This window comes from Streptomyces sp. NPDC091287 (genome assembly GCF_044768525.1).
Lineage (GTDB): Bacteria > Actinomycetota > Actinomycetes > Streptomycetales > Streptomycetaceae > Streptomyces.
This window is the reverse complement of record NZ_JBIVUV010000012.1, coordinates 1-17232: the sequence shown is the minus strand read 5'-3', so window position 1 is coordinate 17232 and position 17232 is coordinate 1. Positions and strand designations below refer to the sequence as shown.

Annotated in this window: 14 protein-coding genes; 10 read left to right on the top strand and 4 right to left on the bottom strand. The window is 73.1% G+C overall.

All coding sequences use genetic code 11. The features are described from left to right. Window positions 1-208: 208 nt before the first annotated feature. Window positions 209-1333, bottom strand: a complete 1125-nt coding sequence (gene disA, locus ACIQRW_RS20950; protein WP_007456913.1) for a DNA integrity scanning diadenylate cyclase DisA — start codon at window positions 1331-1333, stop codon at window positions 209-211. A 79-nt stretch (window positions 1334-1412) separates the two neighbouring features. Beyond that, window positions 1413-2834: a DNA repair protein RadA gene (gene radA, locus ACIQRW_RS20945; protein WP_403762363.1), complete on the bottom strand. Its 1422-nt coding sequence runs from the start codon at window positions 2832-2834 to the stop codon at window positions 1413-1415. Between the two features lie 156 nt (window positions 2835-2990). Between radA and ACIQRW_RS20940 the strand changes: the two genes are divergently transcribed. Continuing rightward, window positions 2991-4934: a hypothetical protein gene (locus ACIQRW_RS20940; RefSeq protein ID WP_403762360.1), complete on the top strand. Its 1944-nt coding sequence runs from the start codon at window positions 2991-2993 to the stop codon at window positions 4932-4934. Between the two features lie 63 nt (window positions 4935-4997). Here the strand turns inward: ACIQRW_RS20940 and ACIQRW_RS20935 are convergent, their stop codons facing one another. Then, on the bottom strand, window positions 4998-5870 hold the full coding sequence (locus tag ACIQRW_RS20935) for a hypothetical protein (protein WP_403762357.1): 873 nt from the start codon (window positions 5868-5870) through the stop codon (window positions 4998-5000). A gap of 39 nt (window positions 5871-5909) precedes the next feature. Between ACIQRW_RS20935 and ACIQRW_RS20930 the strand changes: the two genes are divergently transcribed. From ACIQRW_RS20930 to ilvD, 4 genes are all read left to right on the top strand, one after another. Continuing rightward, entirely contained in the window at window positions 5910-6860 is a 951-nt protein-coding gene (locus ACIQRW_RS20930) for a Ppx/GppA family phosphatase (protein WP_403762354.1), read from the top strand. Window positions 6861-7126: 266 nt separating this feature from the next. Then, the gene (locus ACIQRW_RS20925; RefSeq protein WP_403762957.1) at window positions 7127-7960 is read left to right on the top strand and encodes a sugar phosphate isomerase/epimerase family protein; all 834 of its coding nucleotides are present in this window, start codon (window positions 7127-7129) and stop codon (window positions 7958-7960) included. Beyond that, window positions 7957-8589, top strand: coding sequence for a TetR family transcriptional regulator (locus tag ACIQRW_RS20920; RefSeq protein ID WP_403762351.1), 633 nt, complete (start codon window positions 7957-7959; stop codon window positions 8587-8589). Before ACIQRW_RS20925 ends, ACIQRW_RS20920 begins: the two co-directional genes overlap by 4 nt. A 145-nt stretch (window positions 8590-8734) precedes the next feature. Then, window positions 8735-10585, top strand: a complete 1851-nt coding sequence (gene ilvD / locus ACIQRW_RS20915) for a dihydroxy-acid dehydratase (protein ID WP_403762348.1) — start codon at window positions 8735-8737, stop codon at window positions 10583-10585. Between the two features lie 187 nt (window positions 10586-10772). On the opposite strand, the gene ACIQRW_RS20910 is transcribed toward ilvD, so the two are convergent. After that, a complete protein-coding gene (locus tag ACIQRW_RS20910; protein ID WP_403762954.1) occupies window positions 10773-12947 on the bottom strand; it encodes a PQQ-binding-like beta-propeller repeat protein in 2175 nt (724 codons plus the stop codon). 133 nt (window positions 12948-13080) lie between these two features. Here ACIQRW_RS20910 and ACIQRW_RS20905 point away from each other — a divergent pair, with 133 nt between their 5' ends. The 5 genes from ACIQRW_RS20905 (at window position 13081) to proC (ending at window position 16672) form a co-directional block, all read left to right on the top strand. Continuing rightward, window positions 13081-13437 (top strand): SH3 domain-containing protein, encoded by a 357-nt coding sequence (locus tag ACIQRW_RS20905; protein WP_403762345.1) that lies wholly within the window; start codon window positions 13081-13083, stop codon window positions 13435-13437. Between the two features lie 44 nt (window positions 13438-13481). Continuing rightward, the gene (locus ACIQRW_RS20900) at window positions 13482-14012 is read left to right on the top strand and encodes a hypothetical protein (RefSeq protein WP_403762343.1); all 531 of its coding nucleotides are present in this window, start codon (window positions 13482-13484) and stop codon (window positions 14010-14012) included. Window positions 14013-14150: 138 nt separating this feature from the next. Beyond that, window positions 14151-14984: an ABC transporter ATP-binding protein gene (locus tag ACIQRW_RS20895; protein ID WP_403762340.1), complete on the top strand. Its 834-nt coding sequence runs from the start codon at window positions 14151-14153 to the stop codon at window positions 14982-14984. Next, window positions 14981-15766 (top strand): ABC transporter permease, encoded by a 786-nt coding sequence (locus ACIQRW_RS20890; RefSeq protein ID WP_403762337.1) that lies wholly within the window; start codon window positions 14981-14983, stop codon window positions 15764-15766. The genes ACIQRW_RS20895 and ACIQRW_RS20890 overlap by 4 nt, the downstream gene beginning before the upstream one ends. 96 nt (window positions 15767-15862) lie before the next feature. After that, the gene (gene proC / locus ACIQRW_RS20885) at window positions 15863-16672 is read left to right on the top strand and encodes a pyrroline-5-carboxylate reductase (protein ID WP_403762334.1); all 810 of its coding nucleotides are present in this window, start codon (window positions 15863-15865) and stop codon (window positions 16670-16672) included. Window positions 16673-17232: the final 560 nt, after the last annotated feature.

The following is a 17232-nucleotide window of genomic DNA, read 5'->3' as shown; positions in this document are numbered from 1 at the left end:
AGGACGGAACCGTCCACACGGACGAGCGAAGCGCCCACGGGGCCGGGCGGGCCCGTATGAGCACCGCCCGTCCAGACCCGGGGTTCCGTCCTCAAGCGCCGGACGGGCTGGTGGTGGCTCGGGGTTCCGTCCTCAAACGCCGGGCGGGCTGGAGATGGCCCGGGTTCTATCCTCAAGCGCCGGCCGGGCTTCACGGGCGCGGCCGATCTCAGACGTACCGCTCCAGGATCGACGACTCCGCCAGCCGCGAAAGCCCCTCCCGCACGCTGCGCGCCCGCGCCTCGCCGACGCCGTCCACGGTCTGGAGGTCGTCCACGCTCGCCGCCAGCAGCTTCTGCAGACCGCCGAAGTGCTCCACCAGCCGCTCGATGATCGCCCCCGGCAGCCGCGGCACCTTCGCCAGCAGTCGGAAGCCCCGCGGGGACACCGCCGAGTCCAGCGTCTCGGGCGAGCCGCTGTAGCCCAGCGCCCGCGCCACCACCGCCAGCTCCAGCAGCTCCGTGTGGCTCAGCGCGTCCAGCTCGGTCAGCGCCTCGGCCACCGTGCGCGACCGCTTCGCCGTCGGCTCGGGGACGTAGTCCCGGACGACCAGCTCCCGCTCCGGCTCCACCCCGGCGATCAGCTCGTCCAGCTGGAGGGAGAGCAGGCGTCCGTCGGTGCCGAGCTCGACCACGTACTCCGCGATCTCCGTGGCGATCCGCCGCACCATCTCCAGCCGCTGCGCCACCGCCGTCACGTCCCGGACGGTGACCAGGTCCTCGATCTCCAGCGCGGACAGCGTGCCCGCCACCTCGTCGAGGCGCAGTTTGTACCGCTCCAGCGTGGCGAGCGCCTGATTGGCCCGGGACAGGATGGCGGAGGACTCCTCCAGGACCCGCCGCTCCCCGTCCACGTACAGCGCGATCAGGCGCATCGACTGGGAGACCGAGACGACGGGGAAGCCGCACGCCTTGGAGACCCGGTCCGCCGTGCGGTGACGGGTGCCCGTCTCCTCCGTGTGGATCGAGGCGTCCGGGACCAGCTGCACGCCGGCCCGCAAGATCTTGGTCATGTCCTTGTCGAGGATCAGCGCCCCGTCGAGCTTGCACAGCTCGCGCAGGCGCGTCGCCGTGAACTCCACGTCCAGCACGAATCCGCCGGTGCACATCGATTCGACGGTCTTGTCCATGCCCAGCACGATCAGCCCACCGGTATTGCCGCGGAGAATGCGCTCCAGGCCGTCCCGCAGGGCCATTCCGGGCGCGACCGCGCTCAACGAGGCGCGCATCAGCGCCTCGTTACCGGTGCCTTGGCCGGACTTTCCGGGCGTCGTCGCCCGGTCGTTGGCTGCCACTGCACTCCTCCGGTCACAGGTTGCGGTGCCCTTGCGTCCCCCATGCCGTGTCCACGGGCGGGCGAGACCAGGGCAAAGTCTACCGGCGCGCGTTGTCTTCCTGACGAGGCTGCGGCGCCTCTTGACGAGACCGGCGCGGGAGGACCCGCAGAGCGTCGCCCATGTCGGCGACTTCTGTGACCTTCATACCGGCCGGGACCTTCCCCGGGTCCGTCGGAACGAGCGCGTGGGTGAAGCCCAGACGGTGTGCCTCGGCCAGTCTCCGCTGCACCCCGGTGACCCTCCTGACCTCGCCCGCGAGCCCCACCTCACCGATCGCGACCAGGTTCTTCGGGAGCGGGGTGTCGCTGGCCGCGCTGGCCAGCGCGAGCGCGATCGCCAGGTCCGCGGCGGGCTCGGTGAGCTTCACGCCGCCCACCGTCGCGCTGTAGATGTCCCGCTTGCCGAGCGCGCTGATCCGGCCGCGCTGCTCCAGCACGGCGAGCATCATCGAGACCCGGGAGGTCTCCAGACCCGAGGTGGTGCGCCGGGGCGAGGGGATCTGCGAGTCGACGGTGAGCGCCTGCACCTCGGCGACCAGGGGCCGCTTGCCCTCCAGGGTCACCGTCAGACAGGTGCCCGGCACCGCCACGTCGCGACGGGTGAGGAAGAGGCCCGAGGGGTCGGCGAGACCGGTGATGCCCTCGTCGTGCAGCTCGAAGCAGCCGACCTCGTCGGTCGCCCCGTAACGATTCTTGACGCCGCGCACCAGCCGCAGCCGGGCGTGCCGGTCGCCCTCGAAGGACAGCACCACGTCCACCAGGTGCTCCAGCAGCCGGGGCCCCGCGATCGCGCCGTCCTTCGTGACGTGGCCGACCAGCAGCGTGGCCATCCCGCGCTCCTTGGAGGCCCGGATCAGCGCCCCGGCGACCTCCCGGACCTGGGCCATCCCGCCGGGCGCGCCGTCGATCTCGGGCGAGGCGACCGTCTGCACCGAGTCCAGGACGAGCAGCGAGGGCTTCACCGCGTCCAGGTGGCCCAGCACCGCGGAGAGGTCGGTCTCCGCCGCGAGGTAGAGGTGGTCGTTGATCGCCCGGATCCGGTCGGCCCGCATCCGGACCTGGCTCGCGGACTCCTCGGCGGTCACATAGAGCGTGCGGTGGTCCTCGTTCGCCGCCTTGGCCGCCACGTCCAGCAGCAGCGTCGACTTGCCGACACCCGGCTCGCCCGCCAGCAGCACGACCGCGCCCGGCACGAGCCCGCCGCCGAGCACCCGGTCCAGCTCACCGACGCCGGTCGACCGGGCGGTGGCCTGCCGGCTGTCGACCTGGCCGATCGGCACGGCCGCCGTGGAGACCCGGCCGGCCGCGGTGGTGCGCACGGCGGGGGCGCCGCCGAACTCCTCGACCGTCCCCCACGCCTGGCACTCGGGGCAACGGCCGAGCCACTTGGCGGTGGTCCAGCCGCATTCGGTACAGCGGTAGGACGGCCGGTCCTTCGCGGATTTCGTACGGGCAGCCATGGCGCCACCGTATAGGTGAGGTACGACAACGCCTCCCGGGCGGCGGCGTGCGGTGCACCTCCGCGCGCAGGGCGCACGGAAGCGCACCGGAGCACTACGGGCGGAATCCGCGATCCCTGTCCTCTTTCGAGGGATACATTCACTCGTAAGGATTAAATGTGCTCAAGGGGCACTTGGGGCATACGCTCCTTTGCCTACGGTCGCCGGGTGACGAGCAGCAGGCTGGAGACCCCGACGCACACCACCGGCGCACACCGGGCGCACCGCCGAGTGCCCCACGCCCCGGCACAGCGACCGCCCGCACGTTACGAGCCGTATCTCGACGGACTCTTCACCTACTGCCTCTCTGTGCTCTGCGACCACGACGAGGCCGCCGAAGCGCTCGGCGCCGCCCTGGCCGTCGCGGACCGGCAGGACGCCCGGGGCCCCACGGCCGAGGAGGAACGTAAATCCTGGCTGTACGCGCTGGCCCGCTGGACCTGCCTGCGCACCCTCACCGAGCGCAGACGCGGCCGCCAGGCCCACCGCCGTCCCTCCGGAACGGTCAAGCCGCCCCGCACGGCCAAGGCCTCCGATCCGCAGAAGGGCTCCACGACCTCCGCGCCGCCCTGGCACCAGGGGGCGCACACCGCCGGGCGCACGCCGGAGCACACTTCGCCCGCCACCCCCGAGGACGCCGCCTCGCCCGCCCTTTCCGAGTCGCCGGCCGCCGAGGCCCGCCGCCGGGAGCTCGCCACACTCGCCTGGCCCGAGGCCGCGGGCACCACCCCGGAGCAGCGCGAAGCCCTCGAACTGGCCGTACGCCACGGGCTCGCCCCGCGCGCCGTCGCCACCGTGCTCGGTCTGGAACCGGCCACCGCCCGGGAGCTGCTGGCCGGCGCGGCCTGCGAGGTGGAGCGCACCCGCGCGGCCCTCGCGGTCGTCGAGACCGGCGGCTGCCCCACCGTCGCCCGGATCACCGGCGACCACCAGGTGCTGCTCTCCGCCACCCTGCGCCGCGAGCTCGTCCGGCACGTCGACGACTGCCCCCGCTGCCGCCGTACCGCCGAACGGGCCGATGCCGCGGGACCCTGGCCCGGAGCGGCCCTGGCCCCGGTCGCCGCCCTGCCCGTCGTCGAGGCCCCCCGCCCCTCCGTGTACGTCGCGATGGCCCAGGCCCAGGCCCAGCGCTCCCGCGCCGCCGGCCCGCGCTTCGACCGGGCCGGGTATCCGCTCGACCCCAAGGACCAGGCCGCCCGCCGGGACCGGCTGCGCGCCCGGGTCGTGACGACCACGGTCGTCGCGACCGTGGTCGCCGCCCCCGTGATCGCCCTGTGGGCCGCGTACCGGGGGGCACCCCAGACCGGCGAGGGCCACGACGGGACCTCGGTCACCGCCACGGAGGTCGACGGCGCCGGCGGTATGAGCGGCGACCCCTACGACGAGACCGGCGACGGCCGCCCCGGCAACCGCTTCGGCGCCCGCGTCCCGGATGTCACCGCCGAGGTCGTCAGCACCGGCGGCGTGCAGCACGGCGACGCCCGGCTCGCGGTGACGGCCCGGACCTCCGGGGCCGTCACGACGCTCACGCTGACCGCCTCCGGCCGGGGACCGGTCAGCTGGTCGGCGGCGACGGACGCCCCGTGGCTGCGCCTCAGCCGTACGTCCGGCACGCTCGCGGCCGGGCAGAGCACCACGATCGCGGTCTCGGTGATCCGGGACGCGCAGCCGGGCGGACCGTGGCGGGCCCGGATCTCGCTGACGCCCTCGGGTTCCGCCGTACTCATCGACGGTCACGGGGTCACGTCCCCGACGACGGGCGGCCCGCGCCCCACGCGCCCGGGAACGGACTCCCCCCGGCCCACGGACCCGGGCACCACGGACCCCGGCCCGACCGACCCGGGCCCGACCGATCCAGGTCCGACGGACCCCGGACCCACCGACCCCGGGCCGGGCCCGACCGACCCCACCGATCCGCCGGACCCCACGGACCCGCCGGACCCGACCGACCCGCCCGACCCCACGGACCCGCCCGAACCGACACCGGGTCCGACCGACCCGAGCCCCACGGACCCGGCCCCGACCGACCCCGGCCCCTCCGCCCCGGACCCGACGGGCTGATCCTCGGACCCGACGGGCTGAGCCCCGGACCCGACGGGCCGAGGACCCGCCCGCCGGCCGGTCTCAGCGCTTCTTCGGCGCCGGGAGCGGGTCCGCTGGGTGCGGGTCCGCCGGGTGCGGGGCCATCGGCAGCAGCGACGACAGCCGCTCCTCGCAGAGCTCGACCAACCGGTCGTACCCCTCCTTGCCCATCAGCTCGATCAGCTCCGGGCGGTAGGACACGTACACCGGGTCACCGGCCCCGTGCGCCGAGGTGGCCGAGGTGCACCACCAGTGCAGGTCGTGACCGCCCGGACCCCAGCCCCTGCGGTCGTACTCCCCGATCGTCACCTGGAGCACCCGCGTGTCGTCGGGCCGGTCGATCCAGTCGTACGTCCGCCGCACCGGCAGCTGCCAGCACACGTCCGGCTTGGTCTCCAGCGGCTCCTTGCCCTCCCGCAGCGCCAGGATGTGCAGCGAGCAGCCCGCCCCGGCGGGAAAGCCGGGCCGGTTCTGGAAGATGCAGGAGCCCTCCCAGCGGCGCGTCTGGCGTTCGCCGTCCTCGTCGACGCCGACCCACCCCGACTCCGCACCGACGTCGTGGAACTGCCACAGCTCGGGAGTGAGCCGGGCCACGTGCCCCGCGACCCGCTTCTCGTCGTCCTCGTCGGAGAAGTGCGCGCCCAGCGTGCAGCAGCCGTCGTCCGCGCGGCCCGCCTGGATGCCCTGGCAGCCGCTGCCGAAGATGCAGGTCCACCGTGAGGTCAGCCACGTCAGATCGCAGCGGAAGACCTGCTCGTCGTCGGCCGGGTCGGGGAACTCCACCCAGGCCCGCGCGAAGTCGATGCCCTTCTCGTCGGACGGGTCCGGTCCGTTCGCCTCCGGCTGTGCTGCCTGCTTGTTCGACTTCTGCTTCTTAGTGGCTTTGTCCTGCTTAGCCTTTTTCGTCTTTGGCACGCGGACAGCGTAAGTCCCATGGCGCAGTAGCGTTCCCGTATGAGACTCGGAGTCCTCGACGTGGGATCGAACACGGTTCATCTGCTGGTGGTCGACGCGCACCCCGGCGCCCGCCCGCTGCCCGCGCACTCGCACAAGGCCGAGCTCCGGCTCGCCGAGCTCCTCGACGAGGGCGGCGCGATCGGCCCCCTCGGCGTGGACCGGCTCGTGGCGACGATCGCCGGCGCGGTCCAGGCCGCCGAGGACAAGGGGTGCGAGGACGTGCTCGCCTTCGCCACCTCCGCGGTGCGCGAGGCGACCAACGCGGACCTGGTCCTGGAGCGCGTACGGGTCGAGACCGGCGTCGACCTCGCGGTCCTCAGCGGCGAGGAGGAGGCCCGGCTGACCTTCTTGGCCGCCCGCCGCTGGTTCGGCTGGTCGGCGGGGAAGCTGCTCGTCCTCGACATCGGCGGCGGCTCCCTGGAGATCGCCTTCGGCATCGACGAGGAGCCGGACACCGCCGTCTCCCTGCCGCTCGGCGCGGGCCGCCTCACCGGCGCCTGGCTGCCGGACGACCCGGCCGGCCCCGACCAGGTCAGGGCGTTGCGCCGGCACGTCCGGGCCAGCATCGCGCGGACGGTGGGCGAGTTCAGCCGGGCCGGCCGCCCCGACCACGTCGTCGCCACCTCCAAGACCTTCAAGCAGCTCGCCCGGATCGCCGGCGCCGCCCGCTCCACCGAGGGCCTGTACATCCAGCGCTCGCTGAGCCGCAAGGCGCTGGAGGACTGGGTGCCCAAGCTGGCGGCGATGACGGTCGAGGAGCGCGGCCGGCTCCCCGGAGTCTCCGAGGGCCGGGCCGCCCAGCTGCTCGCCGGGGCCCTGGTGGCCGAGGGGGCGATGGACCTGTTCGGCGTCGAGGAGCTGGAGATCTGCCCCTGGGCCCTGCGCGAGGGCGTCATCCTGCGCCGCCTGGACCACCTCCCCGCGGAACGCGCCGCACTGCTGGGCTGACTGACGTAGGGCGGTGACTCCGGGCTTTCGGGCGGCGTACGACGGCGGACTCCGGGCCCTACCGCTCGGGTGACGTACGCCGGAACGAGCCGCACCGCTCGGGTGACGTACGCCGGAACGAGCCGCACCGCTCAGGTGACGTACGCCGGAACGAGCCGCACCGCTCAGGTGACGTACGGTGACGGGCCCATGGCCCTGATCACTTTCCGCCAGGAGCCCTCGGCGCGGCGCACCCGTGCCCGTACCCTGTCCAGGTGGCAGAACCAGTGGTGCGCATCCCCGATGCGAAGGTCGCCCTGTCAACGGCCTCGGTCTACCCCGAGTCCACCGCGACGGCCTTCGAGATCGCCGCGCGCCTGGGGTACGACGGCGTCGAGGTCATGGTCTGGACCGACCCCGTCAGCCAGGACATCGAGGCCCTGCGCCGGCTCTCCGACTACCACCGGGTCCCGATCCTCGCGGTGCACGCCCCCTGCCTCCTGATCACCCAGCGCGTCTGGTCCACCGACCCCTGGGTCAAGCTCCAGCGGGCGAAGGCCGCCGCCGAGAAGCTCGGGGCCTCCACCGTCGTGGTGCACCCGCCGTTCCGGTGGCAGCGCAACTACGCCCGCGACTTCGTGACCGGGATCTGGCGGATGGCGGAGGAGACGGACGTCCGGTTCGCCGTCGAGAACATGTACCCCTGGCGCTACCGGGACCGCGAGATGCTCGCGTACGCCCCCGACTGGGACGTCACCAACGACGACTACCGGCACTTCACGGTCGACCTCTCGCACACCGCGACCGCCCGCACCGAGGCGCTCGCCATGGTGGACCGGATGGGCGACCGGCTCGCCCACGTCCACCTCGCCGACGGCAAGGGCTCGGCCAAGGACGAGCACCTGGTGCCCGGCCGGGGCGACCAGCCGTGCGCGGAGCTGCTGGAGCGCCTCGCCCGTACGGGCTTCGACGGCCATGTCGTCATCGAGGTCAACACCCGCCGCGCGATGTCCTCCGCCGAACGCGAGGCCGACCTCGCGGAGGCGCTGGCCTTCACCCGCCTCCACCTGGCCACCGCGACCGCCGCCGACGACCCGTCCCCGAGGATCCACCGCCCGTGACCCCGGAGCGCCCGACCGAGGCCGCACCCGCCCCGCGCCGCCGGGGCCGCCCCTCCCGCAAGGCCGCGTCCGAGGGCCCCGACGCCCGTACGCGCATTCTGGAGGCGGCCCGTACGGAGTTCGCCGAGCGCGGCTACGACAAGACGTCGATCCGGGGCATCGCCAAGGCCGCCGGGGTCGACGCGGCCCTCGTCCACCACTACTTCGGCACGAAGGACGAGGTCTTCGCCGCCGCCGTCGAGGTCACCTTCGAACCCGCCCTGGTCGTGCACACCGTTCTCGGCGGCCCGCCGGAGGGCCTGGGGGAGCGGCTGGCGCGTTTCTTCCTCTCCGTGTGGGAGGACCCGGCGACCCGCTCCCCCCTGCTGGCGATCCTGCGCTCCGCGCTGACCCACGAGGCGGCGGCGAAGGTGCTGCGCGAGTTCGTCCTGCGGCGGCTGCTGGAGCGGATCGCGGCGGAGCTGGACGTTCCGGACGCCACGTTCCGCGCCGAGCTGGCCGCCTCGCACATGATCGGCATCGCGACGCTCCGGTACATGATCCGCGCCGAGCCGCTCGCCTCCGCCGACCCGGAGGACATCGTGGCGATGGTCGCCCCCACGCTCCAGCGATACTTGGGCGAGCGCTGAACCCCGGCCGGGGCTGCCCACCCACCGGCCACCGCGTCCCGCATCCCGGACAGGCTGTCCAGATCTTGGATCCGGGGCGTACGCTCGAAGGCAGTCTTTTCTTTAACTGTCGGAGGCAGTCCCCCTGCCGAAGGAGCGAGCGACGATGCCGCAGCTGAGGTCCCGCACGGTCACCCACGGACGCAACATGGCGGGCGCGCGCGCCCTTATGCGCGCGTCGGGCGTAGCGAGCGCGGACATCGGCAAGCCGATCATCGCGGTCGCCAACTCGTTCACCGAGTTCGTCCCCGGCCACACCCACCTCGCCCCGGTCGGCCGGATCGTCTCCGAGGCGATCCTGGCGGCGGGCGCGGTCCCGCGCGAGTTCAACACCATCGCCGTGGACGACGGCATCGCGATGGGCCACGGCGGCATGCTCTACAGCCTGCCCTCCCGCGACCTGATCGCCGACTCCGTCGAGTACATGGTCGAGGCGCACTGCGCGGACGCGCTGATCTGCATCTCCAACTGCGACAAGATCACTCCGGGCATGCTGATGGCCGCCATGCGCCTCAACATCCCGACCGTCTTCGTCTCCGGCGGCCCGATGGAGGCCGGCAAGGCCACCCTGGTCGACGGCACGGTCCGCAAGCTCGACCTGGTCAACGCGATCAGCGACGCGGTCGACGAGTCCATCTCCGACGAGGACATGCTCCGCATCGAGGAGAACGCCTGCCCCACCTGCGGCAGTTGTTCCGGCATGTTCACCGCCAACTCGATGAACTGCCTGACCGAGGTCCTCGGCCTCTCCCTCCCCGGCAACGGCTCCGTCCTCGCCACGCACACCGCCCGCAAGGCGCTGTACGAGGACGCCGGCCGCACGGTCGTCGAGATCACCAAGCGCTACTACGAGCAGGACGACGAGACGGTCCTGCCGCGCGCCATCGGCACCCGCGCCGCGTTCGACAACGCGATGGCGCTGGACATCGCCATGGGCGGCTCGACCAACACGATCCTGCACCTGCTGGCCGCCGCCGAGGAAGCGGAGCTGGCCTACGGCCTCGACGACATCAACGAGGTCTCGCGCCGGGTCCCCTGCCTCTCCAAGGTCGCCCCCAACGTCGCCCCCGGCGGCACGTACTACATGGAGGACGTCCACCGGGCCGGCGGCATCCCCGCCCTCATCGGCGAGCTCCACCGCGGCGGTCTGCTCAACGAGGACGTGCACGCGGTGCACTCCGACACCCTCGCCGAGTGGCTGAAGAACTGGGACGTCCGCGGCGGCTCCCCGTCCCCCGAGGCCATCGAGCTGTGGCACGCCGCCCCCGGCTGCGTCCGCTCCGCCACCGCCTTCTCGCAGTCCGAGCGGTGGGACACCCTCGACCTGGACGCGGCGGGCGGCTGCATTCGCGACGTCGAGCACGCCTACTCCAAGGACGGCGGCCTCGCCGTCCTCAAGGGCAACCTCGCCGTGGACGGCTGTGTCGTGAAGACGGCCGGCGTCGACGAGTCGATCTGGACCTTCGAGGGCCCGGCCGTCGTCTGCGAGTCGCAGGACGAGGCCGTCGACAAGATCCTCCGCAAGGAGATCGCACCGGGCGATGTCGTCGTCATCCGTTACGAGGGCCCGCGCGGCGGCCCCGGCATGCAGGAGATGCTCTACCCCACCTCCTTCCTCAAGGGCCGGGGTCTGGGCAAGGTCTGCGCGCTGGTCACCGACGGCCGCTTCTCCGGCGGCACGTCGGGCCTCTCCATCGGCCACGCCTCGCCCGAGGCGGCCTCCGGCGGCACCATCGCGCTCGTCGAGGACGGCGACCGGATCCGGATCGACATCCCGAACCGCTCCATCGAACTGCTCGTCGACGACGCCGAACTGGCCACCCGACGCGAGGCGTTGAACGGCGTGTACGCACCGAAGAACCGCGACCGCAAGGTCTCGGCCGCGCTGCGCGCCTACGCGGCGATGGCGACGAGCGCGGACCGCGGCGCGGTCAGGGACGTCACGAAGCTCGGCTGACGTTCCCTCCCAGCGCTTGGGCCTGCCTTCCCGGCGGCTCCCGTGACCGTCCCCGCCCCTCCGCCGGCGCTTCCTGCGGAGGGGCCGACGCTTTCAGCGGCTCGGGGCGACATCTTCAGCCCCTCCGGCGTTTGAGGAGCGGGGTCCGGGGCGGAGCCCCGGGTACCTGAGGCCCGGATCCCGGCCCTCACCAGCCCCCCGGATCCGCCCCGTCCACCGCGAAGACCGACCCGTCCGGCGCTGTCCCCACGACCGTCCGCCCCGCCGTGACCGGGGCGGGCAGGTCGGAGGCGTAGGCGAGCTTCCCGCCGCTCAGCCGCGCCCGGGTCTGCCCCACCAGCGCACCCCGGTCCGTGTCGACGGCCAGCAGCCGCCCGTCCGCGGCGGAGAAGTACAGGTGTCCGCCCTCCCCGAGCACCGGAGCGGAAGCCCGCCCGACCCCCGTCTCCAGCCGCCACAGCTCGGCCTTCGCACCGTCCGCCGCAGTGTCGACGGCCAGCAGCGACCCGCCCCGCGCCAGCAGGTACGCGACGTCCCCGGCCATGACCACCTGCGGCCCGTCCAACAGGAAGGGCAGCGGGACCCGGACCGATCTGCCGGTGCCGGGCGCGTACCGGACCAGCTCGGTGGTGTCCGAGTTCTCGTCCATCGCCGTCAGCACCAGCTCCCCGGCCCCGGCGGTCCCGACCGGGGTGAGGGCCCCGTCCAGCCGTCGCTGCCAGGAAGCCCGGCCGGTCGTGGCGTCCACCGCCGTGACCAGGGTCGACGCGCCGGAGGACGTCTGCTCGAAGGCGTAGGCGAGCCCGGACGCCCCGTCGTACAGGGCGAAGTCGGGCCGGGTGTGCTTCGCCGGCGGCCCCTCCCAGCGGGTCGCCCCGCTCGCCCCGTCCAGCGCCGTCACCGTGCCGTCGTCCGCGACGGTCAGCAGCGTGTCGCCCGCCGGGAACGCGCCACCGGGACGCGCGGACAGGGCGGTGTCCCGGACGGCGGTGCCCTTCACCGGGTCGAACGCGCGCAGCTTCCCGTCCGGACCGGCGGACAGCACGACCCCGCCCGAGACGACCGGAGCGTGGGCGGCCGTCCGCGACGAGGAGGACCGGGCCGACCACAGCACGCGCCCGTCCGCCGGATCGATCCTGGCGGTGCCGCCCCCGGCCGTCGAGCAGTACAGCGCACCCCCCGCCCCGGCGGTGGAACAGGCGGGCGTGGCGGTGCCGGAGGTCCGCAACGCGGTACGCCACGGGGTGACGGCGTCGTCGCCCTCCCCACCTCCGGCGCCCGCGCGTTCCGGCTCCGGGCGGCTCGCGCCCGTACCGCCGCCCCACACGGCGTACGCCCCGGCGCCCGCCCCCGCCACCAGCAGCAGCAGCGCCGCCGCCACGACCAACCGGACGCGCGGCAGCCGCCGGCGCCGCACCGCAGGCGCGGGGCCCACATGCGTGTCCGCCTCCGAGCCGTCCCGCTCCCGCACCGCCGGCACCGCCGCCGCGACCACCGCCCGGCGCCGCTGCGACGGTATGAACGCGTCGGCCTCGTACGACGGGGGCAGCAGCGCCTCCATCACCTCGCCCGGCGTGGGCCGGTCGGCCGGGTCCTTCGCCAGGCACCGGGCGACCAGCGGCGCGAGGTCCTCCGGCACTCCGCCGAGGTCCGGCTGGTCGTGCACCACCTGGTACGCCACGATGTACGGGCTGTCCGAGTCGAACGGCCCCCGGCCGGTCGCCGCGTGGACGATCACGGCCCCCAGCGCGAACACGTCGGCCGGCGGCCCGACCTCGCGCGGCCGCTGGAACTGCTCGGGAGCCATATAGGGCGGCGAACCGATCAGCTTGCCCGTCTCGGTGCGCAGATCACTGTCGTACGGCCGGGAGATCCCGAAGTCGATGACCTTGGGGCCCCCGTCGGTCAGCAGCACGTTGCTCGGCTTCAGATCGCGGTGGATCACGCCCGCCCGATGGATGTCCCGCAGCGCCTCGGCGAGCCCTGCGGTCAGCCTGCGCAGCTCGGCGGGGGCCATCGGGCCGCTCCGCTTCACCTGCTCGGCGAGCGTGGGCCCGGGAATGTAGAGGGTGGCCATCCAGGGCCGCCCCGCCTCCGGATCGGCGTCGACGACGGGAGCCGTGAACGCCCCGCTCACCCGCCGCGCGGCCGCCACCTCCTGCCGGAACCGCGCCCTGAACTCGGGATCCGCCGCGTACGGCGCGTGCACCACCTTCACCGCGAGCTGCATCCCCGAGGCCGAGCGCGCCAGATGCACGACCCCCATGCCGCCCGAGCCGAGACGGGCCTCAAGACGGTAGACGCCGGCGTACTGCGGAAACTCCGCTTCCGGATGCGCTCCGGGCTCTCGCAGCGGCGGCATCGCCCACCCCCGTGTGTTCGTGCGCATGCGACGCACGGAGCCTAGTCGATGGTGCGTGCGAGAGGCACGGGGCTTGCTAGCCTGCGCGTCGTACGCGCCTCGCGTACGCGACACCTCAACGGGGGAGGCCCACATGGGCGTTGAAGAGCACACCGCAGAGCCCACACGCGACGGGGTGGACGGGGTGGAAGGGGCGACGGCCGTCGCGGAGGCCGAGCTGAAGGTGGAGACCACCGCGTCCGGCACCCGCTACCCGGTCGCCCCGGGCTACCGGGTCAACGTCCGCACCGGCCCCGGCACCAGCTACCGCATCGTCAGGACCATGCCGTACGGACAGAAGATCCCGATCTACTGCCAGAAGCCGGGGGAGACGGTCACCGGCCCGTACGGGACGTCGAACCTCTGGGACAACATCGCCAACGGCCAGTTCGTCGCGGACGCCTACGTCTACACGGGGCGTGACGGCTACGTCGCACCGCGCTGCGACTGACGGCTTCGCCCGGGCAGCCGGGGGCTGCGGGGATAATCGGCCTCGTGAGCGAGAACAGCGCAGCCCCCGGCACCCCGCCCGCCACGGCCCCGGGCCCGCGGCCCGAGCCCATCCGCTTCTTCGGCACGACCTGGGTCGACCACGACGGCGGTTACGGCCTCCGGCGGGTCGGCGTCGCCGTCGGCTCGCTGCCCGCCGCCGTGGCCGCCTGCTTCCTCCTGCGCTTCGCCTACGAGGGGCTGGAGATCGCGGAGGTCGGGGGCATCGTCGGGATGCTGGTGATCGCGATGTTCTCCATCTGCAGCGCCATCGCGTTCCGCAAGACCTGGGAGGGCTTCGGCGCCCGCCCGAAGGACCCGGACCGCGAGGACTCCCTGCGCGGACTGAAGTCGATCGGCTTCATCGGCTCGCTCCTCGCCTACTTCGTCCGCTCGCTCACCGAGGCCCCGGGCGAGAAGCTGCGCCGCACCGAGTACGAGAAGGCCCGCGTCCAGTTCGAGAAGCGCCGCTCGACCCGGACCGGCAACCCGGCGGCCCGCAGGACCTCCGGCCGCAAGCGCCCGAAGCGCGCCTGAGGGCCGGCCCCACCCGCCCGAGAGACGACTCAGCAGCCCGCCGACCCCGCGTCGGCGGGCTGAGCCGCTTCGTCCCGCGTCCCCACCCCTTGACGGGACCCCTTGACGGGCGGCGCTGTCGGGCGAAGAATTCATCACATGATGAATTACGAACCCGGGGCCACGCCGACCGAGCCCCCGACGCACCCACCGCCCCCCGCGATCGAAGCCCGCGGCCTCACCGTCGTCCGGGGCGACCGCACCGTCCTGCGCGCCCTCGACTTCACCGTCCGCCCCGGCAGCATCACCGGCCTCCTCGGCCCCTCGGGCTGCGGCAAGACCACCCTCATGCGCACCGTGGTCGGCACCCAGGCCAGGGCCACCGGCACCCTCGACGTCCTCGGCCGCCCCGCCGGCGACCCCGCGCTGCGCAGCCGCATCGGGTACGTCACCCAGGCGCCCTCCGTCTACACCGACCTCACCGTCCGGCAGAACCTCGACTACTTCGCCGCCGTCCTGCACCCCGGCCGCGCCCACCGGGACGCCCGCCGCGACGCCGTCACCCGCACCATCGAGGACGTCGACCTCACCAGCCACGCCGACGCCCTCGCCGGGGCGCTCTCCGGCGGCCAGCGCAGCCGCGTCTCGCTGGCCGTCGCCCTCCTCGGCACCCCGGAGCTGCTGGTCCTGGACGAACCGACCGTCGGGCTCGACCCCGTACTCCGCCGCGACCTCTGGGACCTCTTCCACCGCCTGGCCGCCGACCGCGGCACCGCACTCCTCATCTCCTCCCACGTCATGGACGAGGCCGAGCGCTGCCACCGCCTCCTCCTGATGCGGGACGGCCTGATCCTCGCCGAGGACACACCCGACGCCCTGCGCCGCCGCACCGGCACGGAGACCGTCGAGGAAGCGTTCCTCCACCTGGTCGACGAGCACCCGCCCGTGGTCACGCCACCCACCCCGCCCCTCACCCAGGAGGCCTCCCGATGACGGCCACCGCCCCGCCCGCGACCGAGGGCGCCCCCGCCCGCCCGCTCACCCCGTCCCGCACGGCAGCCACCGCGGGCCGCGTCCTGCGCCAGCTGACCCACGACCCCCGCACGATCGCGCTCCTCGTGGTCGTCCCGGTCCTGCTGATCACGCTGCTCCGTTACGTCTTCGACGGCGCGGCCGGCACCTTCGACGCGATCGGGGCCTCTCTCCTCGGCATCTTCCCGCTGATCACGATGTTCCTGGTGACCTCGATCGCCACCCTGCGCGAACGCACCTCGGGCACCCTGGAGCGCCTCCTCGCCCTCCCGCTCGGCAAGGGCGACCTGATCGCGGGCTACGCCCTCGCGTTCGGCGCGGTCGCGGCTCTCCAGTCGGCGCTCGCCACGGCCGTCTCCATCTGGCTGCTCGGCCTGGACGTCGTCGGCTCGCCCTGGCTGCTGCTCCTGGTCGCGCTGCTCGACGCCCTGCTCGGCACCGCGCTCGGTCTGTTCGTCTCCGCGTTCGCCGCGTCCGAGTTCCAGGCGGTCCAGTTCATGCCGGCGGTGATCTTCCCCCAGCTCCTGCTGTGCGGCCTGTTCACCCCGCGCGAGGCGATGCACCCCGTCCTGGAGACGATCTCGAACGTCCTGCCCATGTCGTACGCGGTCGACGGCATGAACCAGGTCCTCCACCATCCCGACATCACCGGCGACTTCGTCCGCGACATCGCCGTGGTCGCGGGAAGCGCCCTCCTGGTCCTCTGCCTCGGCGCGATCACCCTCCGCCGCCGTACGCCGTGACGACCCCGATGCGAGGATGACGACGGGACGACGGCCCGCCCCAGACGACAGAGCACAGCCCAGAGCACAGCCCAGCACCGCCCGGAGGGTGAACGCATGACCCAGACAGTCGCAGTCCTCGGCACCGGCAAGATCGGCGAGGCCCTGCTCAGCGGGATGATCCGGGCGGGCTGGCGACCGGCCGACCTCCTGGTGACCACCCGTCGCGGCGACCGGGCCCAGGAACTCCACACGCGGTACGGGGTCGAGTCCGTCACCAACGCGGAGGCGGCCAAGAACGCCGACATCCTCATCCTCGCCGTGAAGCCCCAGGACATGGGCAAGCTCCTGGACGAACTCGCCCCGCACGTCACCGCCGACCGCCTGGTCATCAGCGCCGCGGCCGGCATCACCACCACGTTCATCGAGGACCGGCTCACCCCGGACACCCCGGTCGTCCGGGTCATGCCCAACACCCCGGTCCTCGTCGACGAGGGCATGTCCGTCATCTCGGCCGGCAGCCATGCCACCGGCGCGCACCTCGCCACCGCCGAGGAGATCTTCGGCGGCGTCGGCAAGACCCTGCGCGTCCCGGAGTCCCAGCAGGACGCGGCGACCGCCCTCTCCGGCTCCGGCCCCGCCTACTTCTACTTCCTGGTCGAGGCCATGACCGACGCGGGCATCCTGCTCGGTCTGCCTCGCGCCCAGGCCCACGACCTGATCGTCCAGGCCGCGATCGGCGCCGCCGTCATGCTCCGGGACAGCGGCGAACACCCGGTCAAGCTCCGTGAAGCCGTCACCAGCCCGGCCGGCACGACCATCAGCGCCATCCGCGAGCTGGAGAACCACGGAGTGCGTGCGGCCCTCATCGCCGCCCTGGAGGCGGCCCGCGACCGCAGCCGCGAACTGGCCTCCGGCAACGGCTGACGCCCAGCTCAGCCCCACCGTCAACCCCCGGCCACCGGCACCACCGGCCGGGGGTTGACACACTCCGGACACATCCGTAGTGTGCTCCGAGTTGTCCGACGTGAGCGCCGACTCCGGTCGGTCCCCGGACAGCCATTCCGCAGTAACCACGACAGAACACGCGACCTCGTGTCGCATGCTTTTTCGTGTGCCTGCGCGAAATGAGGAATCCGCGTTCGAAGGAACGCACCCCGATTAGCGTCGGGGCGCAGGATTCCGCTAAAGTCTCACTCGTCGGAACGGCCCAACAGCCGGGAAGACAAGCCCCGCTGACTGGGAATCAGGCCCGAAAGGATCTGATAGAGTCGGACTCGCCGGAAAGGGAAAACGCGAAAGCGAAGGACCTGGAAAGCGAGATGCGAGACCCGCTTCGACCGGGAATCGGACACGAAAGAGTCTGATAGAGTCGGAAACGCAAGACAGCAGGACAAAGCAGTAACGAAGGGAAGCGCCCGGAGGGCCCCGGTGAAACGGGACCGAAGGAAGCGTCCGTTCCTTGAGAACTCAACAGCGTGCCAAAA